At 45.7% G+C, this 24,778-nt stretch carries 17 protein-coding genes; 7 read left to right on the forward strand and 10 right to left on the reverse strand.

The genetic code is table 11. The annotated features are described in order from the left end of the window. The first annotated feature begins 31 nt into the window (after positions 1-31). Positions 32-949, forward strand: a complete 918-nt coding sequence (gene lpxC, locus BCU34_RS00770; RefSeq protein WP_010434751.1) for a UDP-3-O-acyl-N-acetylglucosamine deacetylase — start codon at positions 32-34, stop codon at positions 947-949. Positions 950-1,337: 388 nt separating this feature from the next. Continuing rightward, positions 1,338-4,064 (forward strand): preprotein translocase subunit SecA, encoded by a 2,727-nt coding sequence (gene secA, locus BCU34_RS00775; RefSeq protein WP_102480624.1) that lies wholly within the window; start codon positions 1,338-1,340, stop codon positions 4,062-4,064. A 472-nt stretch (positions 4,065-4,536) separates the two neighbouring features. Here the strand turns inward: secA and BCU34_RS00780 are convergent, their stop codons facing one another. Then, positions 4,537-5,562 carry an IS110 family transposase gene (locus BCU34_RS00780; protein WP_102479589.1) on the reverse strand — a complete coding sequence of 342 codons (1,026 nt, stop codon included), beginning with the start codon at positions 5,560-5,562 and terminating at the stop codon, positions 4,537-4,539. A 207-nt stretch (positions 5,563-5,769) separates the two neighbouring features. Between BCU34_RS00780 and mutT the strand changes: the two genes are divergently transcribed. The 5 genes from mutT to BCU34_RS00805 all read left to right on the forward strand — a co-directional run bounded on the left by mutT (position 5,770) and on the right by BCU34_RS00805 (position 12,950). Next, a complete protein-coding gene (mutT, locus tag BCU34_RS00785; RefSeq protein ID WP_017098312.1) occupies positions 5,770-6,168 on the forward strand; it encodes an 8-oxo-dGTP diphosphatase MutT in 399 nt (132 codons plus the stop codon). A gap of 92 nt (positions 6,169-6,260) precedes the next feature. Then, the gene (gene dapB / locus BCU34_RS00790) at positions 6,261-7,085 is read left to right on the forward strand and encodes a 4-hydroxy-tetrahydrodipicolinate reductase (RefSeq protein ID WP_020628676.1); all 825 of its coding nucleotides are present in this window, start codon (positions 6,261-6,263) and stop codon (positions 7,083-7,085) included. Positions 7,086-7,588: 503 nt separating this feature from the next. Next, entirely contained in the window at positions 7,589-8,728 is a 1,140-nt protein-coding gene (gene carA, locus BCU34_RS00795; protein ID WP_048609692.1) for a glutamine-hydrolyzing carbamoyl-phosphate synthase small subunit, read from the forward strand. A 16-nt stretch (positions 8,729-8,744) separates the two neighbouring features. Beyond that, positions 8,745-11,975 (forward strand): carbamoyl-phosphate synthase large subunit, encoded by a 3,231-nt coding sequence (carB, locus tag BCU34_RS00800; protein WP_102478678.1) that lies wholly within the window; start codon positions 8,745-8,747, stop codon positions 11,973-11,975. Positions 11,976-12,170: 195 nt separating this feature from the next. Further along, positions 12,171-12,950, forward strand: a complete 780-nt coding sequence (locus BCU34_RS00805; RefSeq protein ID WP_102478679.1) for a TSUP family transporter — start codon at positions 12,171-12,173, stop codon at positions 12,948-12,950. On the opposite strand, the gene BCU34_RS00810 is transcribed toward BCU34_RS00805, so the two are convergent. The 9 genes from BCU34_RS00810 to gltB all read right to left on the reverse strand — a co-directional run bounded on the left by BCU34_RS00810 (position 12,901) and on the right by gltB (position 24,547). Further along, positions 12,901-13,746, reverse strand: a complete 846-nt coding sequence (locus BCU34_RS00810) for a LysR family transcriptional regulator (RefSeq protein WP_048658036.1) — start codon at positions 13,744-13,746, stop codon at positions 12,901-12,903. The genes BCU34_RS00805 and BCU34_RS00810 overlap by 50 nt on opposite strands. 135 nt (positions 13,747-13,881) lie before the next feature. Further along, entirely contained in the window at positions 13,882-14,463 is a 582-nt protein-coding gene (locus BCU34_RS00815; protein ID WP_102478680.1) for a flavodoxin family protein, read from the reverse strand. Between the two features lie 242 nt (positions 14,464-14,705). Continuing rightward, positions 14,706-15,323, reverse strand: a complete 618-nt coding sequence (locus BCU34_RS00820) for a TRIC cation channel family protein (protein WP_016789753.1) — start codon at positions 15,321-15,323, stop codon at positions 14,706-14,708. Positions 15,324-15,397: 74 nt separating this feature from the next. Further along, positions 15,398-16,267 carry a vitamin B12 ABC transporter substrate-binding protein BtuF gene (btuF, locus tag BCU34_RS00825; protein ID WP_048662665.1) on the reverse strand — a complete coding sequence of 290 codons (870 nt, stop codon included), beginning with the start codon at positions 16,265-16,267 and terminating at the stop codon, positions 15,398-15,400. Position 16,268: 1 nt separating this feature from the next. Continuing rightward, the gene (locus BCU34_RS00830; protein ID WP_102478681.1) at positions 16,269-17,222 is read right to left on the reverse strand and encodes a cobalamin biosynthesis family protein; all 954 of its coding nucleotides are present in this window, start codon (positions 17,220-17,222) and stop codon (positions 16,269-16,271) included. Positions 17,223-17,232: 10 nt separating this feature from the next. After that, positions 17,233-17,928, reverse strand: coding sequence for a 5'-methylthioadenosine/S-adenosylhomocysteine nucleosidase (gene mtnN, locus BCU34_RS00835; protein WP_012603226.1), 696 nt, complete (start codon positions 17,926-17,928; stop codon positions 17,233-17,235). A gap of 127 nt (positions 17,929-18,055) precedes the next feature. Next, positions 18,056-18,484, reverse strand: a complete 429-nt coding sequence (locus BCU34_RS00840) for a DUF1499 domain-containing protein (RefSeq protein ID WP_017070085.1) — start codon at positions 18,482-18,484, stop codon at positions 18,056-18,058. A gap of 170 nt (positions 18,485-18,654) precedes the next feature. Then, positions 18,655-20,067, reverse strand: a complete 1,413-nt coding sequence (locus BCU34_RS00845; protein WP_102478682.1) for an FAD-dependent oxidoreductase — start codon at positions 20,065-20,067, stop codon at positions 18,655-18,657. Positions 20,068-20,083: 16 nt separating this feature from the next. Continuing rightward, positions 20,084-24,547 (reverse strand): glutamate synthase large subunit, encoded by a 4,464-nt coding sequence (gltB, locus tag BCU34_RS00850; RefSeq protein WP_102478683.1) that lies wholly within the window; start codon positions 24,545-24,547, stop codon positions 20,084-20,086. Between the last annotated feature and the right edge of the window lie 231 nt (positions 24,548-24,778).

The raw sequence follows: 24,778 nt of genomic DNA on the forward strand, positions 1-24,778 counted from the left end.
TGATTTGTAGCACTGATAACGAGGCAAGCAGATGATCAGACAACGTACTCTGAAAGAAATTGTGAAAACAACTGGTGTGGGTCTCCACTCTGGTCGTAAAGTCACACTTACTCTTCGCCCGGCAGCTGCAAATACAGGCATTGTTTATCGTCGTACAGATGTAAATCCACCTGTAGATTTCCCAGCTGATCCAGCGTCAGTTCGTGACACTATGCTATGTACAGCTCTTGTTAATGACGAAGGCGTACGTATCTCTACAGTGGAACACCTTAACGCAGCTCTAGCGGGTATGGGCATCGACAACATTATTGTTGAAGTAGATGCTCCTGAGATCCCAATTATGGATGGTAGCGCAAGCCCATTCGTATACTTGCTACAGCAAGCGGGTGTAGAAACACTGAATGCAGCGAAGCGTTTTATTCGTATCAAAAAGCCTATCCGTTTTGAAGATGGCGATAAGTGGGCAGAGTTTGTTCCATTTAACGGCTTCCGTATGGACTTTGAGATCGACTTTAACCACCCAGCAATTGAATCTGATGAGCAACGTTTGTTGTTTGATTTCTCTTCACAAGGCTTTGTGAAAGAAATCTCTCGCGCTCGTACTTTCGGCTTCATGCGCGATATTGAGTATCTACAATCTCAAAACCTAGTACTTGGCGGTAGCTTCGATAACGCTATCGTTCTAGACGAATACCGAATTCTTAATGAAGAAGGTCTACGTTTTGACAATGAGTTCGTAACTCACAAAGTACTGGATGCGATTGGTGACCTTTACATGTGTGGACACGCTATTATTGGTGAGTTCCGTGCATACAAATCAGGTCACGGCCTAAACAACCAACTACTACGTGCAGTACTTGCTGACGCAGAAGCTTGGGAATGGGCAACATTCGAAGAAGAAGTAGGCTCTCCTGTTGCATTTGCTGAGCCAGGAATGGTTCTAGCGTAATTGTTGTTTACAACAATATAAGATTTCGAAAACCAGGTCATTGACCTGGTTTTTTTGTATCTATTTTCCAGATACAGTGTCGTCAACATCCGAAAGTTGACTACCAATGGGCTACAGTCTGGCTAATCCGTCAGCAATTAGAAAGAAAAGTTCCAAGCACATCAAACAAATGGGGTTATAAATGGTCGTTGGTGTGAAAATTACTTACACTAAAGGGCATTAATTTTAACTCAAGCCTTGAAAACTCTACTCTCAAGTACAATATCAAAGATACTAGATTTATCTCAGTATCCTTGGTTAGTAACTGAAGACTAGTTCATAGCTAGTAGAGACTGACGGCATTTAAAATAGATCGCGGACGATCTGAGAACGAAGAGATTCCAAGCACATGATTACTAAGCTGCTGACAAAGGTAATTGGCAGTCGCAATGACAGAACACTGCGCCGCCTTAGAAAAATTGTAAAAGAAATTAATAACTACGAACCAACGTTTGAAGCACTTTCAGACGAAGAGCTAAAAGCAAAAACGGTTGAGTTTCGTGAGCGCTTAGATAAAGGTGAATCGCTAGACCAGCTTCTACCGGAAGCATTTGCTACGGTACGTGAAGCGTCTAAGCGTGTTTACGGCATGCGTCACTTTGACGTGCAAATGATTGGCGGCATGGTTCTAAATGCTGGCCAAATTGCAGAAATGCGTACTGGTGAAGGTAAGACTCTTACAGCAACCTTACCAGCTTATCTTAACGCCCTACCTAGCAAAGGTGTTCACGTAGTAACGGTGAACGACTACCTAGCGAAGCGTGATGCGGAAACAAACCGCCCATTATTTGAATTCCTTGGTATGACGGTTGGCGTGAACGTGCCAAACATGGCTCCGCCAGAGAAAAAAGAAGCGTACCAAGCTGACATCCTATACGGAACAAACAACGAGTTTGGTTTCGATTACCTACGTGACAACATGGCTTTCCGTGCTGAAGATCGTGTTCAACGTGAACGCTTCTTCGCTGTTGTCGATGAAGTTGACTCAATCTTAATCGATGAAGCTCGTACTCCACTTATTATCTCTGGCCCAGCTGAAGATAGTTCAGATCTTTACACGCGTATTAACACGTTGATTCCTAACCTTGAGCGCCAAGATAAAGAAGATTCTGAAGAGTACCGTGGTGAAGGTCATTACACCATGGACGAGAAATCGAAGCAGGTTCACCTGACTGAAAACGGTCAAGAATTTGTAGAAGAGCTAATGGTGAAAAACGGTCTGATGGAAGAGGGTGACACGCTTTACTCTCCAACAAATATCAGCCTATTGCACCATGTTAATGCAGCGCTGCGTGCACACGTATTGTTTGAGAAAGACGTCGATTACATCGTTACTGAAGAAGGCGAAGTGGTTATCGTTGATGAACATACTGGTCGTACTATGCCAGGTCGTCGTTGGTCTGAAGGTTTACACCAAGCTGTTGAAGCTAAAGAAGGAGTGAAGATTCAGAATGAAAACCAGACGCTAGCATCGATTACATTCCAGAACTTCTTCCGTCTATACGAAAAACTGTCAGGTATGACAGGTACTGCCGATACTGAAGCTTTCGAATTCCAGTCTATCTACGGCCTAGAAACAGTGGTTATCCCAACCAACAAACCTATGGTGCGTAACGATATGCCAGATGTGGTTTATCGTACTGAAGAAGACAAGTTCAACGCGATCATTGAAGACATCAAAGACCGTGTCGCAGCTGGTCAGCCATCACTGGTTGGTACGGTTTCTATCGAGAAGTCTGAACTACTGTCTAATGAACTGAAAAAAGCAAAAATTAAGCACAGCGTTCTAAATGCTAAGTTCCACGAAATGGAAGCAGAGATCGTTGCACAAGCTGGTATGCCGAGTGCGGTAACTATCGCAACTAACATGGCCGGTCGTGGTACCGATATCGTGTTAGGTGGTAGCTGGCAGGCACAAGTTGAGAAGCTAGAGAATCCAACCAAAGAGCAGATCGAGAAGGTCAAAGCTGATTGGAGAGTAATCCACGATAAAGTACTTGAGTCAGGTGGTCTGCACATCATAGGTACTGAACGTCATGAATCTCGCCGTATCGATAACCAGCTACGTGGTCGTTCTGGTCGTCAAGGTGATGCGGGTTCTTCTCGTTTCTACCTATCAATGGAAGATTCTCTGCTACGTATCTTTACATCGGATCGTATGGCTGGTCTTATCCAAAGTGGTATGGACGAAGGCGAAGCGATCGAATCTAAGATGCTTTCTCGCTCAATTGAAAAAGCACAACGTAAAGTTGAAGGTCGTAACTTCGATATCCGTAAGCAGCTTCTTGAGTACGATGATGTAGCCAATGACCAACGTAAAGTGGTTTATGAGCTTCGTGACGAACTGATGAGTTCTGACGACATCAGTGAGATGATCGAACACAACCGTGAAGATGTACTGGCATCAGTCATTGATGAATACATCGCACCTCAGTCTCTTGAAGACATGTGGGATATCGCGGGTCTACAAGATCGTCTGAAGAATGACTTTGATCTAGACTTTGATATTCAAGGTTGGTTAGACGAAGACGACAAGCTTTATGAAGAAGCTTTGCGTGAGCGTATTCTTGGCATGGCGGTTGATTCGTACAAACAGAAAGAAGAAGTGGTTGGTGCTCAAGTACTGCGTAACTTCGAGAAATCTGTGATGCTACAAACGCTAGACGGTCTTTGGAAAGAGCATTTGGCTGCGATGGATCACCTTCGTCAAGGTATCCACCTGCGTGGTTATGCTCAGAAGAACCCGAAACAAGAGTACAAGCGCGAGTCGTTTGAACTGTTTGAAGGCCTACTAGATGTACTAAAAACAGACGTTGTTACCATCCTTTCTAAAGTTCGCGTTCAGCAACAAGAAGAAGTTGAAAAGATGGAAGCTCAACGTCAAGCTCAAGCTGAAGAAGCGGCGCGTCGTGCACAGGCACAACATGCAACGGCTGAAAACCAGCTAGGTGACAATGAAGCTGAAGCAGCATCTCCACAAACGGTAGTACGTGATGAGCGTAAAGTGGGTCGTAACGAGCCATGTCCATGTGGAAGTGGCAAGAAGTACAAGCAGTGTCACGGTAAAATCGCGTAAGTTTAATGAATCGTTGTTGTAGCGCATGATAGCTGCGTTGGTGGTACTCACTTACAGTCGTAAGCTCTGTGCCACCGCCTTGCTCTCAAGCACTACAACTTAGCTTCATAAAACTGATAAATAGAATATAAAGAGTCGCTTAGGCGGCTCTTTTTGTATGTAAATTTCGTGGCTTACTTTGTTACGCAAGGAAGTCGTCATTCCCTATAGCGAGGAACGTATATGGACTCCCCTAGTATTGCAAGGAAACGAGTAAAGGTACGCAAGTGCACGTATATTCGGTTTCTTTATGGGGAGCTACCCCGAACCTCTATGGCTTAATCCACTCAGCAAAAGTTCTTATCGAGCGTGTGGTGTATTATCACCTTCGTCCCTCTCAGAGTTTCTTTTGCTTGCTATGCTTACTCTTTACCATAATTTACTTGCTTACATGGGGGGATTGATGTCTCCCTTAACCTTATAAAATCAACTGTTAAGCGATTAACGTCTCATTATAAGATTGATTGCTTTTCAGCATGGCACAAGCCATTCTGATCGTTTTGTTCGCAAGGGCGACAACCACTTGGTTAAACGACTTTCTTTCTAATAAGTTTCGTATCCAGCAACTTAAGCGATCTTCTTTATCTCGGATATTCGCTACCACCGCTCTTGCTCCATGAACGACAAGAGAGCGTAAGGTTTTATCACCTGATTTACTTATTCCGTGGTTTTTGTTCTTACCACCACTGCCAGTATGAGCCGGAACTAAACCTAAGCTCGCACTAGCTCCTCGACCATTTCTATAGGCCGAAGCGTCACCTAGACGGGAAAAAATGGCACTTGCAATCACCCAACGTACACCTCGTAAAGTGATTAATAACTGGCAAGCGGGTATTTGCTTTGCAAAGTCTATAAGTTGCGATTCAACTCTCTCGATAGGCTCATCAAGATTTAGTAGCTGAGCATGTAATTCTCGGAGAACGAATCGAGTTGTCGGTGTTAATTCATTCTCCATATCTTCGATAACGAAAGGGAGCAGTTCTCGCAGTTTATTGGCTCCTTGTGGGAAGGTAATGCCACATTCCGCTGCATAGCCACGGATACGTAGACTTACTGCCGTGCGTTGTTTTATATAGCTTTGTCTTAAACTCAGCAGCATTGCGATATCTTGCTGCTCCGGTGTTTTTACAGGTACAGCATGAATATCGGAGCGTAAGGAAGCTTCGTAAATCGCGATAGCATCATTAGCATCGTTCTTATTACCACTGCGATACGGCTTCACTTTTTGGGGAGGTATCATTTTGACGGTATGACCACGGCTTTGAAACGTTCGTCCCCAATAATGAGATGCTGCACAGGCCTCTATGCAAATGGTCGCGCCAGGGTGTTGGCTGATGACCGTTAGCATTTTCTTTTTAGACATAGCTTGGTTCAACTTACGCTTGCCATGGCGGTTAAATACCGCGACTTGAAAGACGGATTTGGCTAAATCAATCGAGATTGTGTTAAATTTATTCATGGTATGGGCTCCTGTTTTGGTTCGCACCTGTAACTTTAGCTGACGCTGTCAGTTGAGGTGGGGAGTCCATACCATTGAGCGTAGTAGGGAATCTCGTTTAGTTAGGCTCACGTTGTTTTATATCCCCAACTCAGTCATTCCTCCTTCTTGAAGATGACGTATTCAGGGACTATGTGAGTTAAGCGTTTTATTAAGGAACACCAACACATGAAAAGAATCCATATTGTAGCTGGCATTATCTTTAACCAAGATAAGTCACAGGTATTTATCACTAAACGTCCGGACGACAAACACAAGGGCGGTTTTTGGGAGTTCCCTGGTGGCAAGGTTGAAGTGGGCGAAACCATTGAACAAGCGATGACTCGTGAGCTTGATGAAGAGATTGGCATCAAGGTGACAGAACAGTCTCTGTTTGAGCACCTTGAGTTTGATTACACCGATAAGTCGCTTAAGTTCGACTTCATCCTTGTGACTGACTTTGAGGAGCAACCTTATGGCAAAGAAGGTCAACAAGGTGAATGGGTAAGCCTAGAATCATTGAATCAATACGCCTTCCCAGAGGCAAATGTGCCAATTTTAGAGCGAGTGATAAAAGAGTTTTCGTAATTGCTAGCCTGAGTTTGAGATTGTTGTTAGTTTAAAGAGATTAATCGATTGAACGTTGCTGCAAGAGATAAGCGGCAACCGTAACCAAAACAATGGAGATATTCGCAGTGGTAAGAATTGCAATTGCAGGAGCAGCGGGCCGCATGGGCCGCAACTTGGTGAAAGCCGCTCATCATAATTCAGAAGCAAGTGTTGGAGCTGGTTCAGAGCGTCCAGAGTCATCTTTGGTCGGCGTAGATGTCGGTGAGTTATGCGGTGAAGGTCGTTTTGATGTTGCTCTAGTCGATGACCTGTCTAAAGCCATCGAAGAGTTTGACGTGATCGTCGATTTTACTGCCCCTGTTAGCACATTAGCGAATATTGAACTTTGTAAACGTCACGGTAAAAAACTGATTATCGGTACGACGGGTTTCTCTGAAGAAGAGAAGCAGGTGATTGATGCTGCTTCAAAAGAGATGGCTATCGTAATGGCACCTAACTACAGCGTTGGTGTGAACCTGGTCTTTAAGCTGCTAGAGAAGGCCGCTAAAGTGATGGGCGATTACTGTGATGTCGAGATCGTTGAGGCGCACCACCGCCATAAAGTCGATGCACCTTCTGGTACTGCGATTGGTATGGGCGAAGCGATTGCTGGTGCGATGGGCAACGAGCTGAACGATGTAGCTGTATGGTCACGCGAAGGTATTACTGGCGAGCGTACTAAAGATGAGATTGGTTTCGCGACGATTCGTGCCGGTGACATTATTGGTGAACACACCGCTATGTTTGCTGATATCGGTGAGCGAGTGGAAATTACCCATAAAGCCACTGATCGAATGACTTTCGCTAATGGCGCAATCAAGGCTGCAGTCTGGTTAAATGATAAACCAGCCGGCTTTTATACCATGACTGATGTCCTAGGTTTGAATGACCTGTAAATAGATATTTATGCGCTGGCAATTGCCGGCGCTTTCTTTATTTGATACATTTCCCTTCGTAATATCCCTTTTACAAACCTCCCTATAGTTTCTTCTTATCGTCAATTTTCTCTTATTTAACTGTCTTTTTTAATGCTTATAATGTGTTTTTTGTTTTAGGTCTTTAAATTACGATCTTTTCTCTTTGTATTTATCGATTGCGTTTTGTTGCTGATATTTTTATTACTCTATGGTTGGCTAAAATGAGGGGTGAAAATTAGAAAATCGTAATATTCGGCCGAAATGAGCATGAAAGTTGAACTTTTGAAGCTTTGATGGCAAAAATTGAATTAGTCCTTACAAATGTTTAATTTCTTTTGCGTTAAATGTTGACACGTATCACGCACATCACTAAAATACCGCCAATTTGTCTAATTTCCATAAACACGCAGTTTCTGGTGTTGCAGGAAGGTAGATTTGCAAATTAAATCAATTTTAATGCATTTTTATTTCTGGAGGTTGTCTTGAAGAAGTCAGCACTACTCGTCCTAGAAGATGGGACAGTATTTCACGGTGAAGCCATTGGCGCTGTAGGTTCTGCAGTTGGTGAAGTCGTTTTTAATACCTCGATGACGGGGTACCAAGAAATCCTCACTGATCCTTCCTATTCTCAACAAATCGTTACCCTTACTTACCCTCACATTGGCAATACCGGAACCAATTCCGAAGACGAAGAATCCTCTTCAATCCACGCTCAAGGCCTTGTGATTCGCGATCTCCCTCTAATCGCTTCTAACTTCCGTAATGAACAATCCCTTTCTGATTACCTTAAGTCGCAAAACGTTGTTGGTATCGCTGATATCGATACTCGTAAACTGACGCGTATTCTTCGTGAAAAAGGCGCTCAGAACGGTTGTATCGTAGCGGGTAACAATTTAGACGAAGCTTTGGCTCTAGCTAAAGCAAAAGAATTTCCTGGCCTGAAAGGTATGGACCTTGCGAAAGAAGTTACAACAAAAGAAGCGTATCAATGGAAACAAGGTTCGTGGACGCTTACGGGTGGACTTCCTGAAGCGAAAGCAGACTCTGAATTGCCATACCACGTTGTTGCTTATGACTTCGGTGCAAAACGAAACATCCTACGAATGCTTGTTGACCGCGGCTGCCGCCTAACAGTTGTTCCTGCTGAAACTTCTGCTGAAGAAGTACTAGCTCTGAACCCAGACGGTGTTTTCCTTTCAAATGGCCCTGGTGACCCAGAACCATGTACTTACGCAATTGAAGCGACAAAAGTGTTCCTAGAAAAAGGCTTACCAATCTTCGGTATTTGTCTAGGTCACCAGATTCTTGCTCTTGCGTCAGGCGCTAAGACAGTGAAGATGAAGTTTGGTCACCACGGTGCAAACCACCCGGTTAAAGATTTAGATCGTGATGTTGTGATGATTACTTCGCAAAACCACGGCTTTGCTGCTGACGAAGAAACCCTTCCAGAGACACTACGTGCAACGCACAAATCACTATTTGATGGTTCTCTACAAGGTATTCACCGTACAGACAAACCAGCATTCAGCTTCCAAGGTCACCCTGAAGCAAGCCCAGGTCCAGAAGACGCAGCGCCGTTATTCGACCACTTTATTGAACTAATCAAACAGCACACAGCGTAATTCGGAGTAGTAGACAATGCCAAAACGTACTGACATTAAAAGTATTCTTATTCTAGGTGCTGGCCCGATCGTTATCGGCCAAGCATGTGAGTTCGATTACTCTGGTGCTCAAGCTTGTAAAGCGCTTCGCGAAGAAGGTTACCGAGTTATTCTTGTAAACTCGAACCCAGCGACAATCATGACTGACCCAGATATGGCCGATGCAACTTACATCGAACCTATCCAATGGGAAGTTGTGCGTAACATCATCGCTAAAGAGAAGCCTGATGCAGTTCTACCTACTATGGGTGGCCAAACTGCATTGAACTGTGCTCTAGACCTAGAAAAGCACGGTGTTCTTGAAGAGTTCGGTGTTGAAATGATTGGTGCAACGGCTGACGCTATCGATAAAGCAGAAGACCGTTCACGCTTCGATAAAGCAATGAAAGCAATTGGCCTTGAGTGTCCAACTGCTGATACAGCGAAAACGATGGAAGAAGCTTACAAAGTTTTAGACATGGTTGGCTTCCCTTGTATCATTCGTCCATCGTTCACGATGGGTGGTACTGGTGGCGGTATCGCTTACAACAAAGAAGAATTTGAAGAAATCTGTCGTCGTGGTTTGGACCTATCTCCAACTAATGAACTTCTTATCGATGAATCACTTATCGGTTGGAAAGAGTACGAGATGGAAGTGGTTCGTGACAAAAACGACAACTGCATCATCGTATGTGCGATTGAAAACGTCGACCCAATGGGTATTCACACAGGTGACTCAATCACTGTGGCTCCAGCTCAAACGCTGACAGATAAAGAATACCAACTAATGCGTAACGCATCTCTAGCAGTATTGCGTGAGATTGGTGTTGAAACAGGTGGTTCAAACGTACAGTTTGGTATCAACCCGAAAGATGGCCGTATGGTTATCATCGAGATGAACCCACGTGTATCTCGCTCTTCAGCACTAGCTTCTAAAGCAACAGGTTTCCCAATCGCTAAGATTGCAGCGAAACTGGCTGTTGGCTTCACGCTAGACGAGCTAATGAATGACATCACTGGCGGCGCAACGCCAGCATCATTCGAACCAACAATCGACTACGTAGTAACTAAGATTCCTCGTTTTAACTTCGAGAAATTTGCAGGTGCTAACGACCGTCTAACGACGCAAATGAAGTCTGTTGGTGAAGTTATGGCTATCGGCCGTAACCAACAAGAATCTCTACAAAAAGCACTTCGCGGCCTAGAAGTTGGCGCGACTGGTTTTGACGAAATGGTAGACCTAGATGCACCAGATGCTCTAACGACTATCCGTCACGAACTGAAAGAAGCTGGCGCAGAGCGTATTTGGTACATCGCTGACGCATTCCGTGCTGGTATGTCGGTAGATGGTGTATTCAACCTAACGCAAATCGACCGTTGGTTCCTAGTTCAAATCGAAGACATCGTTAAGCTAGAGCAAGAACTTAAAGCGAAAGGCTTTGCTGGTCTGAACAAAGACGAGCTAAACAAGCTTAAGCGTAAAGGTTTTGCTGATGCGCGCCTATCTAAGATTCTAGGTGTAGCGGAAAGCGAAATCCGTCGTCTGCGTGACCAGTACGATATCCACCCAGTGTACAAGCGTGTAGATACATGTGCGGCTGAGTTCTCTTCTGATACAGCTTACATGTACTCTTCTTACGATGACGAGTGTGAAGCGAACCCAACAGACAAAGACAAGATCATGATTCTAGGCGGCGGTCCAAACCGTATCGGCCAAGGTATTGAATTTGACTACTGTTGTGTACATGCATCACTAGCACTACGTGAAGATGGCTACGAAACTATCATGGTTAACTGTAACCCTGAGACAGTTTCTACAGACTACGATACATCTGACCGTCTGTACTTCGAACCAGTAACTCTGGAAGACGTACTAGCAATCGCACGTGTAGAGAAGCCAAAAGGCGTTATCGTTCAGTACGGTGGTCAAACACCACTTAAACTGGCTCGTGCTCTTGAAGCTGCTGGTGTACCAATCATCGGTACTAGCCCAGACGCAATCGACCGTGCAGAAGACCGTGAGCGTTTCCAAGTTGCTGTAGACCGCCTAGGCCTACTTCAGCCAGAGAACGCGACAGTAACAACGATGGAGCAAGCGGTTGAGAAATCTCGCGAAATCGGCTTCCCACTGGTTGTACGTCCTTCTTACGTACTTGGTGGTCGTGCGATGGAAATCGTATACGACGAGCAAGATCTACGTCGCTACTTCAACGAAGCAGTTAGCGTATCAAACGAATCTCCAGTACTACTTGATAGCTTCCTAGACGACGCTGTTGAAGTCGACGTTGATGCGATTTGTGACGGTGAACGCGTTGTTATCGGCGGTATCATGGAGCATATCGAGCAAGCGGGTGTTCACTCAGGTGACTCAGCATGTTCTCTTCCTGCATACACGCTAAGCCAAGAAATCCAAGACGTAATGCGCGAGCAAGTTGAAAAGCTAGCGTTTGAGTTGGGTGTTCGTGGTCTGATGAACACGCAGTTTGCTGTTAAGAACAATGAAGTGTACCTAATCGAGGTTAACCCTCGTGCAGCACGTACGGTTCCATTCGTATCTAAAGCAACTGGCGCACCAATCGCTAAGATTGCCGCTCGTGTAATGGCAGGTCAATCTCTAGAGTCTCAAGGCTTTACGAAAGAAATCATCCCACCTTACTATTCAGTGAAAGAAGTTGTACTTCCATTCAACAAGTTCCCTGGTGTTGACCCACTGTTAGGCCCAGAAATGCGCTCTACTGGTGAAGTTATGGGTGTTGGCGCGACATTCGCAGAAGCATACTCTAAAGCAGAATTGGGTTGTGGTCACATCTACCCTGAAGGCGGTCGTGCATTGCTTTCTGTTCGCGAAGGCGACAAAGAGCGTGTTGTTGACCTAGCATCTAAGCTATCTAAGCTTGGTTACCAGCTAGACGCAACTCACGGTACTGCGGTTATCCTTGGTGAAGCGGGTATCAACCCACGTTTAGTAAACAAGGTACACGAAGGTCGTCCTCACATTCTTGACCGTATCAAGAATAACGAGTACACGTATATCGTGAACACTGCAGCTGGCCGTCAAGCGATTGAAGACTCTAAAGTTCTTCGTCGTGGAGCACTTGCTGAGAAAGTGAACTACACGACTACGCTAAACGCTGCATTCGCGACTTGTATGGCGCACACTGCAGACGCGAAAACTTCAGTAACTTCAGTTCAAGAGCTACACGCTCAGGTTAAAGCTTCTCAAGCTTAATCGCCTAAAGTGTATCGCTGTTAAGCGGATATGAATGCTCAAAGCCCACTCTTCGGAGTGGGCTTTTTTATGTCTGTTAGATAGCATGAGTTAAATGATGAAAATCAGGAATAGGTTAGAATCTTGTGTTTCGTTATTGCTCGTCTGCCGTGAGTGGTAACTTGTCGCTACACAGGACTTTAAGGCGTTGGGTATATGGAAATCACTCTAGAAATATTGGCTATCTTGTTTGTTGTCGCAACGGCAGCAGGCTTTATTGATGCAATGGCTGGCGGCGGTGGGTTATTGACTCTACCAGCATTGCTAGCGGCTGGAGTTCCACCAACGCAGGCACTGGCAACCAATAAACTCCAAAGCTCCTTCGGCAGCTTCTCTGCAAGTTGGTATTTCGTGCGCAATGGTATCGTCAGTATTAAAGAGATGCGCCTCGCTATCTTTTGTACCTTTATTGGTTCTGCAATTGGTGCCGAGCTAGTCCAACACATTGATGCGAGCTTACTGACCAGTGTTATCCCGTTGCTGCTCATCGCTATCTCTCTCTATTTCCTGTTAGCCCCCCAAACTAGAGCGTCTGAAGGAAAACAGAAGATCTCTGAGGCGATGTTTGCCCTGTGTGTTGGTGGCGGTGTGGGTTTCTATGATGGCTTTTTTGGCCCAGGAACAGGTTCTATCTTCACCGTCTGCTTTGTTGCGATTGGTCACTTCTCGTTAGTCGATGCAACGGCGCGCACTAAGGTACTTAACTTTACCTCGAATATCGCGGCCTTAATTTTCTTTATTTTGGCTGGTTTGCCAATTTGGGAGTTGGGTTTAGTAATGGCAGTCGGCGGTTTTATGGGCGCTCAGCTTGGCGCTAAAGTGGTGGTGACAAAAGGGCAGAAATGGATTCGCCCTCTTGTGATCGCGATGTCGATGCTAATGGCGTCTAAACTGCTTTGGGAACAGCATCAACAATGGATTCTATCAGTGTTTTAACACGTGGAGACTGATAACTATTTGGTCTGACACAGATATGAATTGGTCGAATTAAGCCTGCTAATTCGTGGAAGCTATACAGATATTTAGGCTCAATATTGAGTGTTTTTACGATTGAGAGTGGGATTAAGGCCGGTCCAGTCCCACCCAATGCAAGTTGTGCTGCTGCGGTGTAGGCATCCATCTCCATCAAGGGTTTAATACCAAACTTTTCTAACACTGAGAGCTGATAAGAGTTGGCAGGGTTGGTCATATCGTTGGTAATCACCAATGGAGGAAGCTCCGTTAACGGCGACTTACTCACTATGTAAAACGGCTCATCAAATAGATGAAAGGTCATCAACCCATGATGCGGTGGCAACAAGCCAGCACACAACCCCAAGGTCGCCTTGCCAGATTGCACTCGCTCTATGATTCTTGGCGTGTGGTTGGTGGTTATGGTGATGTACTTATCTTGCTGGATAAATTGGCCCATCATCTCACCTAAATAACCGGCTATCAGAGACTTAGAGCTGTCTAGGGTGATGAGAGTGGTATCTTCCAACTCTTGCTGTTCATAAATAAGCCCGCGAAGTTCATTGAATGTAGGGCCAATACTCTCGATTAATGCAAGCGCATCTGGCGTGAGTTTTATCTGTCGGCCACTCGGCTCAATGAGCTTTTTACCTAGCTTCTTTTCTAAATTCGCAATCCGTTTACTGACCGCTGATTGGCTGATATAAAGCAAACTGCCTGTGCGGCTCATGGTCTTTGCTTTACTCAATACCAGTAGAGTTTCGATTCCTTCGAGTAGCATTAGGGTATATTCATGAAAGTTGGGAATGATTGAATCAAGTTACCTGAAACGACATTCATTCTCTAGTCTTGAGCTCATAGATATCAAACAAGCTAGGAGTTTTGAAGCTAGCCCGTCAGTTAATTAGTCAGTTACTTAGGTTCTCTTAACTAGGCTCGCGATGCGTTGGCCGAAATAGAAAGCAGTCTGAAGATCGTTGCTGTTGATGTGATTACTGGTGCTATCTGCCATCTCATCTTCACTGGCGACCAAACCAATGCTTGATCCTGTGCGATTCAAACCTAAGTTATCAATGTGCTTTGAGATATCAAGCCCTGCCCAAATCATGCCATGCTGACAAGCCAGAGTGAAAAAGCTCAACAAGGTTTGTTGTTGCTCACCGTTAAGGCTGCCGCCAGTGGTAAAGCCTGCTGCGAGTTTATTTCGCCACGCTTTCTTACAGTAGCTATCACTGCTTGCATCCATAAAACTCTTAAACTGCGCGGCTGGTGAACCCATGTAAGTCGGGGATCCAAAGATAATGGCGTCACAGTTATCTAATGACTTGAGCTTATCGTCATTGTCATACCTTCCTTCGACCACTTCAGAAGATAGCACTTCGACAAGGAGTACTGAGTTAGGTTGTTGAGTGTTAATACCTTCAGCGATTGTCTCTGCAACTTGTTTAGTTGCTCCATTCTTAGAGAAGAAAACAATGCCCACTTTACCAATACCCATCTTGAACTCCCGTTTGCCAATGTTAGTAAATAAAATCTTTTATAAAGCTATTTGTTTATTAATATAGCCTGTGGACTAGATAAGTAAATAAAAAACATTACTAACTTGGTGGGCTAATGGACTAACTAAATTGAGTTTTAGGAAAGGAGGGGATCTTTGATGAGTGGAAATAGAGGGTATAGTGATTTGAAACCGGATCAAAAAAGGCTCCTTTACGGAGCCTTTCTCTTTGTAATGATAGCTTATTTGATGGCGAAGGTCGGCAATGATAAATGCCAGCGAATAGCGCCAAGTCTAATCAATAGTGTTGAGAACACGCCGGCCAGAAATGCAGTTTCTGAGTCGTGCCCCATACTGATCGCCATGGTGTGGAAAGCGCCACCAATGATACAAGCGGTCGCGTAGACTTCACTTCTTAGAATCATTGGCACTTCACGGGCAAGTACGTCACGGATAATACCGCCACCGCAGCCGGTGATGACACCCATGATGATAGCAACTAATGCAGAATCTTGATAAATCAGTGCTTTTTCTACACCAATGCCAACAAATACCGCTAAGCCTATCGCATCACATACTGGCAGGATCCACCAAGCCAGGCGTTTGGGGCGTCTTACTATAATCATGGTCAGCAAGCAGGTGGTGATGATGACCCAAAGATAGGTGGTGTCGGTGATCCAAAACACGGGAGTTGCACCCAGAGCCATGTCTCGAATTGTACCGCCACCAATTGCGGTTACACTGCCTAAAACGGCTACGCCAAAGGGGTCCATCTTAAGACGGCCAGCGACAAAAACGCCTGAGACGGCAAAGATGGCAGTGCCAAATAAATCGATAATATAAAGCAGCATGGAGTCCATGATACTGGTGCTCTTATGGTTAAAATTGTAGGGACAGGTCGGTGGCGAATTGTACGAAAAAACGCAGCAAATAGTTAGTGATTTTGCCTAGCTCTATCGAAGAAATCGCACACTTGTTGGATCGCTTGCAAAGTTCTCGTTGTTGGGCGATTAATCCAGTCAGAATTGAGTGACCAAATCTGATTTTGAGCAACTGCTGGGATCTCATTTTGCCAAGTTTGCCACATGGTTCCATTCTCAATCGCGTGCTGAGACGTGAAGATCACTTGCGGTTTCCTTAATACAACTTGTTCAATACCAACTTGCGGATATGGGGAGGCGCTGTCTTCAAAAATATTGTGGCCACCACAAAACTCAAACACCTCACTTGGCCAGTGCCCTTGAGCAACAGTGATGATCGGCTTCTCACTGAGTTGGTAGAAGTAGTTTACTGGCTCGGCATCTTTGTATTTTAGTCTCAACGCGTTGAGCTGCTCTCTGTATTGCTGAGCATTATTTTCGCCAATACTTGGATCGCTAGCGTATTGGCTCAGTTGTTCAATATTGGTTGCGATACTGTCTAGGCTTTTGGTCTTGGAGTAGTAAATATTAAAACCAAATTGCTCTAGTTTCGCGAGCTCTCTGGGCGGGTTTCCGGCTGGCCACGCAAGAATCAAATCAGGCTGAAGAGCGATGATCTTCTCAACCTTGATACCTTGATAGTTTGCCACTTTTTCAAGCTTATCGGCTTGTGGTGGGTAATCACTTCGTTCACTTACGGCAACAAGGCTGTTGCCTAAACCTGCGCTGTACGCGAGCTCAGTGGCATGAGGAGCAAGGCTGACCACGCGTTGAGCTGGCTGTACTTTTTCTTGAGTCCGTGGTGCTTCTTCTGCAAATGATAAAGGCAGCCATAAGCTGGAAGACAAAATAGTAAGGCTTGTAACAAGTGCTGAAGGTTTCACTCTAAATCCCTTGGTGAATAAATAGTAAGGCTAGGCTTTGTAAAAATATCCAGATAGCGATGCGACCAAAGAGTAGTTTCTGAACCTGAGACAGATGCAGAGCTGACGGTGCGATTCTTCCGCCTAATTTCGCGCGAATGGCTTTAGTGTTGTCGTAAATCGCAGGACCACCTAATGATAACTCCAGCTTGTTGCCAACGGCCGTGATCAACCAGGCAGGGCCGGGCAGTGGCCAAGAGCGACTCTGAACTAACATCATCTTAAACGTGTGTGTGGCTTTATCACCACATACGATCATCAAAGCAAAAAAACGCATCGGTATAAATTCGAGAATCGCGACTATCTTGATCGCCGTTGAGCCGAACGGAGAAAATTGCTTGCGACTTGGCGACCAAGCTCGAGCTAATTCGACCATAAGGCGATACATTAACGCGGCGATTCCACCACCAATGGCGTACCAGAACAACACACAAACTACGTTACGAGCGTAGCCCATGATGATGGTTTCTGTGGCGGCTTTGCCTAGGCCAAGTGACGAAAGTGATTCAGTTTGACGATTGATAATCGGAGCCAGTAACTGACGAGCAGCAGCTTTATCTTCTCGGCCTAATGCTTTGATTAACTGATTTGCCAGCTTTTCATTATTGCGCCAATCAATTGCGAGTAATAACAGTGCTAATTCAAATAGTTGAGATTGCCAAACCAATGGTTGCAGTGCCAGAAGAATAACCAGAGTCGGCAGTACCATTAACCCCCAGGCTAATGTGCCTGAGATTAAACTTTGGGAATAGTTGTGGTTGTTATTAACCTTGCTTGCTAAAAGCTCAGCAAACTTATGCCATAAGGTCGTGGGGTGTGCGGCATGGGGGATAGGTAAAATTAAATGAAAAAGCAGTGCTCCCCACATCACAAGGAGCACGCCATTTGCAAATACCTGATCAAACAGTGTTTGCATGTCTAGTCGCTTACTTTAGTAGGGCAACCATCTTGATTACCATTTCAGAAGAGCTTTGCGCTGCTAGTGGCAGGAACTCTTCGAAGCTCATTGGTGACTCTTTGTCTGCAACGTCAGAGATTGCACGAACAACCACGAATGGTACTTGGAATTGGTGACAAGCTTGAGCGATAGCGGATGCTTCCATCTCTACAGCAACGACAGATGGGAAGTGCTTGCGGATGAACTCTTGGCGTTCTGCTGTGCAAACAAATGCGTCGCCAGTACAGATAAGACCGCGAACGGCATGCTTATCTTCCATTTGAGCTAGAGCTTGTTCAGCAACAGCCATCAGTTTGTCGTCAGCTTTGAACGCTGCAGGTTGACCTGCCATTTGGCCGATTTCGTAACCGAAAGCTGTAACGTCTGCATCGTGGTGACGAACTTCAGTTGAGATAACCACATCGCCAAGATTCAGTGTTGAATCAAAACCGCCAGCAGAGCCAGTGTTCAGAACGACATCTGGTTGGTATTCGCTTAGTAGGATTGAAGTACCAACAGCCGCTGCTACTTTACCAATGCCAGATTGAAGCAAAACAACGTCAACACCATTTAGCTGACCAGAGAAAAAGGTACAACCGCCTTTATTAACTTCAGTAATGTCTGAAATTGCTGCTTTTAGGATCGCAACTTCTTGCTCCATTGCGCCAATGATGCCGATTTTCATGTGTAGTCTCTTAATAAATAATATTTAAACAGTAGAGCGAAATTGTAGCATGGATAAGAAGTGTCGAGCGACTGCCCAGAGGCACTTCTCATCCGAATAGCAGCGATTTATCTGCGTATTCTTTTATCTACTTGATTAGGCCTTCGCTTTTCAAGCTAGCACGAAGTTGTTCAGCTCGTTTTCGGTTTACGCCAAAATCAGAATGGCCAGTACGAGACTCTGAACGCACGATCAGTTTGCCATCGGTGATCTTAAGCTCTAAGTCATCGACAAAGCGCATGATGCGAGAGGTACATTCAACACGCAGATAATCTTCTGTTTTACTCGCGGTTTTCGATCCCGGTAAGGTTAGTGCAACCTGCTCAATCGCATCTAGGTTTGCTGAATCTGATAACTCAAACGCGGCCAATGCGTGCTGCTCACGATCATCTTGAGTTGATACGCAGTTTGGTTTGTCTCCACAAGGTGATGAAGTTCTATCTTTCATGTCCGTGATTCCTTGGCTGCATGCGGTTAACGTTAAAAGTGATAGCGAGAGGAGAGCGGCTTTTTTCATAGTGTTTCCTATGGCTTGTTTTTAATTCTAATTGTAGTTATCGGTATTGGCTTATTTGTAATTGTTTTACGTATTTTTGTTGTGCTTTTGATAAACGAATCTAATTCAAAAAAGGATCCATAATTGGATCCTTTTTTATAGTAACGAACTGAGTAATAAAGGAAACCTAATCACACTTCTAGGTAATCTAATATCCCTTCTGCTGCTTTGCGGCCTTCATCGATAGCGGTCACCACCAAGTCAGATCCTCGAACCGCATCACCACCTGCAAAGATCTTGTTGTTGGTGGTTTGGTATTGAAACTCTTGTTTGCCGGAGGCTTTGATTCGCCCCCATTGATCGAGTTCCACACCGAAAGGTTCTAACCATTCCATCGCATGAGGTTGGAAACCAAATGCCATGATCACAGCATCGGCTTCAAGAACATGTTCACTGCCTTCGACAGGTTCTGGACGACGACGACCAGCTTCATCTGGCTCACCCAAAGCAGTTTTCACGACTTTGACACCAACCACATGACCAGCGTTGTTAAGCTCTAAGCCAATAGGTTGTAGGTTGAACTTGAACTTCACACCCTCTTCACGTGCATTTTTTACCTCACGGCGAGAGCCCGGCATATTGGCTTCATCTCGGCGGTAAGCACACACAACATTAGCCGCATGTTGACGAATCGAAGTTCGGACACAGTCCATCGCCGTATCACCACCACCAAGCACGACCACCTTCTTGCCTTGCATATCTATGAAAGGGGTTGGGTTATCTAAATCCATTACCTTGTAGGTGTTGGATATTAGGAAAGGCAGAGCATCATAAACGCCCGGTGCGTCTTCGTTGTCTAAGCCAGCACGCATGTTTTTGTAGGTACCGACACCTAAGAAGACAGCGTCGTAGTCATCGACAAGTTGCTGAAGTTGAACGTCTTTACCGACTTCGGTATTCATTTTAAATTCGACACCCATTCCACTAAAGATGCGGCGTCGGTTTTCCATGATGCCTTTCTCAAGTTTGAACGACGGGATGCCAAACGTCAGCAGACCACCGATCTCCGGATAGCGGTCAAATACTACGGCCTTCACACCGTTTCGAACTAAGATGTCAGCAGCAGCAAGACCGGCGGGGCCTGCACCGATGATTGCGACCTTTTTGTCGGTCCACTCGACGTGCGACATGTCTGGCTTCCAACCCATCTCAAACGCTTTGTCATTGATGTATTTTTCAATGTTGCCGATGGTTACTGCGCCGAAATCGTCGTTGAGGGTACAAGAGCCTTCACACAAACGGTCTTGAGGACAAACTCGTCCACAAACCTCAGGCAAGCTGTTGGTTTGGTGAGATAGTTCAGCCGCTTCGATAATGCGCCCTTCATTGGCAAGCTTAAGCCACTGAGGGATGTAGTTGTGAACAGGACATTTCCATTCACAGTATGGGTTACCACAGTCTAAACAACGGTCTGCTTGTGCTTTGGCTTGCTGTTTAGTGAAAGGTTCGTAGATCTCTACAAACTCAATCTTACGTATCTTGATCGGTTTCTTCGCTGGGTCTACGCGATTCACATCAATAAATTGGTATACATTCTGGCTCATTATTGGCTCCTTCCAATTATTGCGCTTGAACACGAAGTTCAGCTGAGCTGCGGCTTTGGTGGCCGAGCAAGGTGTTCAGATCTGCCGTCTTTGGCTTCACTAGGTAGAACTTCGGAATCCATTCATCAAAGTTCGCCAGAATCGCTTCAGCGTGTACTGAACCTGTCTCTTCTAAGTGCTCTGCAATCAAACCACGCAGATGTTCTTGGTGGATGTATAGGTCAGATAGAGAAAGTGCCTCGACCGACTCATTATTAACTCGGCCTTGGAAGTCTTCGTTCTTATCCATTACATAAGCGAAGCCACCCGTCATACCCGCACCGAAGTTGACGCCAGTTGCGCCAAGAATGGCCACAATACCGCCTGTCATATATTCACAAGCGTTGTCACCCGCACCCTCAATCACGGCAACCGTGCCTGAGTTACGTACGCCAAATCGTTCGCCAGCCGTACCTGCAGCGAATAACTTGCCTCCGGTTGCACCATACAGACAGGTGTTACCAATGATGGTAGCTTCGTTACAAACAAAGGCTGTTCCTTGGTGAGGCTTGATAACCACCTTGCCGCCCGCCATGCCTTTGCCGACATAGTCATTGGCATCGCCTGTCAGATACAGCTCAACGCCACCAGCGTTCCAAACCGCAAATGATTGGCCTGCTGTACCATCGAGGTACAACTTAATTGGTGAGCCTGCCATCCCTTGGTTGCCGTAACGCTTAGCAATTTCGCCAGAGATACGTGCGCCTATCGAACGGTCTGTATTAATCACGTTGTAGTAGAGGCTGGTGGACTGTCGTTTCTCAATCGCATCGAGTGCATCATCAAGGATCTGTTGGTTGAGTTGCGCCTTATCAAATGGTGCGTTTGGCTCAGTCCAAAACAGCGGGTGACCTTCCGGAGATACTGGAGCTTCGAGTATTGAAGATAGATCGAGTTTGCTCTGTTTCGCTGTGAGGCCTTGAACGGCTTCTAGTAAGTCCGTACGTCCAATCAGGTCTGTAAGTTTTTCTACACCAAGCTCCGCAAGGTATTGGCGAACTTCATCGGCTAGGCCAGTAAAGTAGTTCACCACCATGTCTGGCAGGCCTTTGAAGTATTCACGGCGTAGCGTTTCATCTTGAGTCGCAACACCCGTTGCACAGTTGTTTAGGTGACAAATTCGTAAGAACTTACAACCCATCGCGACCATTGGCGCAGTCCCGAAACCAAAGCTTTCAGCACCGAGAATCGCGCCTTTAATCACATCAAGGCCAGTTTTCAGACCACCATCGACTTGTAGACGGATCTTATGACGAAGCCCGTTAGCAACCAATGCTTGCTGGGTTTCCGCGAGTCCTAGCTCCCAAGGACAGCCAGCGTATTTCACCGAAGTCAGTGGGCTTGCCGCGGTACCGCCGTCGTAACCTGAAATGGTGATCAGATCCGCATAGGCTTTTGCCACACCTGTTGCAATCGTGCCGACACCCGGTTCGGATACTAACTTCACGGAAACTAAGGCTTTAGGATTCACTTGTTTAAGGTCGAAAATCAGCTGTGCCAAATCTTCGATGGAATAGATATCGTGATGTGGAGGAGGGGAAATCAGCGTGACCCCTTGAACTGAGTATCTCAGTTTGGCGATTTCTGCCGTGACTTTATGACCTGGCAGCTGACCACCTTCACCGGGTTTCGCACCTTGCGCGACCTTGATTTGCAGAACATCTGCATTGGTTAAGTAATGCGGCGTTACGCCAAATCGACCAGACGCAATCTGTTTGATGCGCGAGTTGCGGTCAGTCCCAAAGCGTCGTGGGTCTTCACCACCTTCACCAGAGTTGGAGTAGCCTCCTAATCGGTTCATCGCCATAGCCAGTGCTTCATGAGCTTCTGGGCTCAAAGCTCCAATCGACATCGCAGCCGAGTCAAAGCGCTTAAACAGATCGCTACTTGGCTCTACTTGCTCAAGTGTTAGTGGTTTATCGGCTTTTTTCAGGCTCATTAAGTCACGCAACATTGCCGCAGGGCGAGCATTTACCTGTTTAGCAAAAGATAGGTAATCCGAAGTTTCGCCAGTTTTAACTGCGGTTTGCAGTGTGCCAACTACATCTGGGTTGTAGGCGTGATATTCACCGCCATGGACGTATTTCAGTAAACCGCCGTGTTCGATCGGTTTGCGCTTAGTCCACGCTTTACGAGATAAGTTATAGATATCTTGTTGGAAATCGCTAAAGCTTGCGCCTTGGATTCGTGTGGTAACTCCGCGGAAGCAGAGCTTAACAACATCGGAATGTAGGCCAACGGCTTCGAAAAGTTGCGAACAACGATATGAAGCAATCGTAGAAATACCCATCTTCGACATGATCTTATACAGACCTTTGTTGATGCCGTTTTGGTAGTTCTGCATCGCGGTACGATAGTCTTTATCTAAAGAACCATTATCCAACATTTTACCTAACGCTTCATAAGCAAGGTATGGATAAACCGCGGTCGCACCGAAGCCAAGTAGAACTGCGAACTGATGTGGGTCACGAGCAGTGGCTGTCTCAACCACGATGTTGGCATCACAACGTAGGTTAGTATCAGCAAGCCTTGTTTGAACCGCGCCAACCACCATGGCTGCAGGGATCGGTAGTTTGCCTTTTTCTAAACCTTTGTCCGATAGCACAACTAAAACCGCACCCTCACGGACTTCTTGTTCCGCGCTATCACATACCGCTTTGATCGCTTGTTCGAGATCTTGATGATTCGGGTCGTAGTGCATGCTGAGAATGACATGACGGTAATGTTTCTGACTTAACTGCAGAAGCTGTTGCATGTCTGAGTAAAGCAGTACTGGTGAATCAAACGTCACACGATAGGCGTGACCGTCTGTTTCACAGAACACGTTCATCTCTTTACCGATACTGGTCGCCAAAGACATCACGTGTTTTTCACGCAATGGATCAATCGGAGGGTTGGTGACCTGTGCAAACTTCTGACGGAAGTAATCAGTAACCAGACGCTCTTTTGAAGAGAGAACAGCCATCGGCGTATCATCGCCCATTGAGCCTACTGCTTCTTGCCCCATATCACCAAGTACACGCAGTACTTGGTCGGACTCCTCGTTGCTCATCGCAAACTGTTTTTGGTAGGTCTTGAGCGTGTCATCGTCAAAGCTACGCTTACCGACTTGGTCATCTTGCAACGCAGAAAATGGCGTTAATTTGTGAACATTCTTTTCCATCCACTCTTTATATGGATGGCGGCTTTTGAGGTCATTATCGATTTCATTAGATTGCCACAGTTTGCCGCGGCGAGTATCTATCACCAGTAACTCACCTGGACCAACACGACCTTTTTCTGCAACTTCATCCGGTGCGTAGTTCCAGATACCGACCTCAGATGCCAGTGTGATTAGATTGTCTTTGGTAATCACATAACGCGCTGGTCGCAGGCCATTTCTATCAAGGTTACATGCGGCGTAACGACCATCAGAAAGTACGATGCCAGCAGGGCCATCCCACGGTTCCATGTGCTTGGAGTTGAAGTCGTAAAAGGCACGCAGATCTGGGTCCATGTCTGGGTGATTTTGCCAAGCGGGCGGCACAAGCATGCGCATCGCTCGGAACACATCCATACCACCGGCAAGGAACAGGTCGAGCATGTTATCTAGGCTTGATGAATCTGAGCCTGTCTCATTCACAAAGGGTGCAGCCGTTTGTAAGTCGGGCAGCAACGGTGAAGAGAATTTATAGGCACGAGCCTTGGCCCATTGGCGGTTACCTTCGATGGTATTGATCTCACCATTGTGCGCCAAATAGCGGAATGGTTGAGCCAGTGGCCAGCGTGGTTGCGTGTTAGTTGAGAAACGCTGGTGGAACAGACATATTGCCGATTCCATACGTAAGTCTGCAAGATCGAGGTAAAATCGCGGAAGATCGGCGGGCATACACAGACCTTTGTAGACCATTACTTGTGTTGAAAGGCTACAAATATAGAAATCTTTGTCTTCGGTGATCTGCTTTTCAATTCTGCGACGAGCAATGTATAGGCGGCGTTCGATATCACGCTCACGCCAGCCTGCAGGTGCTGAGATAAACACCTGTTGAATGTTGGGAACCGAGTCTTTCGCGATGGGACCCAAAACGTCGGTGTTAGTCGGCACGACACGCCAACCTGCAACGGTGAGTGTCTCTTGAGCGAGCTCTTTATTGACGATGTCTTGCGCGGATTGCGCCTTGATTGGGTCTTGGCTGAAGAAAATCATGCCGACAGCGTATTGCTTGCCGAGCTTGAAGTTATTCTCTTCTGCGATTATTCTGAGGTAAGAGTCTGGCTTCTGTAGTAATAAGCCACAGCCATCTCCGGTTTTACCATCCGCAGCGATACCACCACGGTGTGTCATGCGATCTAGGGCTGAAATAGCAGTTCTTACCAACTTATGACTAGGTTGGCCTTCCATTTGCGCTATTAAACCAAATCCACAGTTGTCTTTTTCAAGACTAGGATCATATAGAGCCATTGCAATTCTCCCTTTTGCTTCTCTGTCATCCAGACAGTAAATGACTAACTATTCATGTACTTGTTGTTTTTTATAAACTGATAGTTTGCTTTAGCCAGTTAAAACGTTATTGGTTGTGTTAACAAAACCGATTGATTTTATTTTCATCAGCTTTACAACGTATAGCTAATTGTGTTTAAGGTCAAGTTCATGGTTAATTATCATGCATAAACGCGATTAGCCACTTAATAA

The sequence above is a fragment of the Vibrio sp. 10N.286.45.E10 genome (assembly GCF_002874195.2).
Classification (GTDB): domain Bacteria; phylum Pseudomonadota; class Gammaproteobacteria; order Enterobacterales; family Vibrionaceae; genus Vibrio; species Vibrio crassostreae.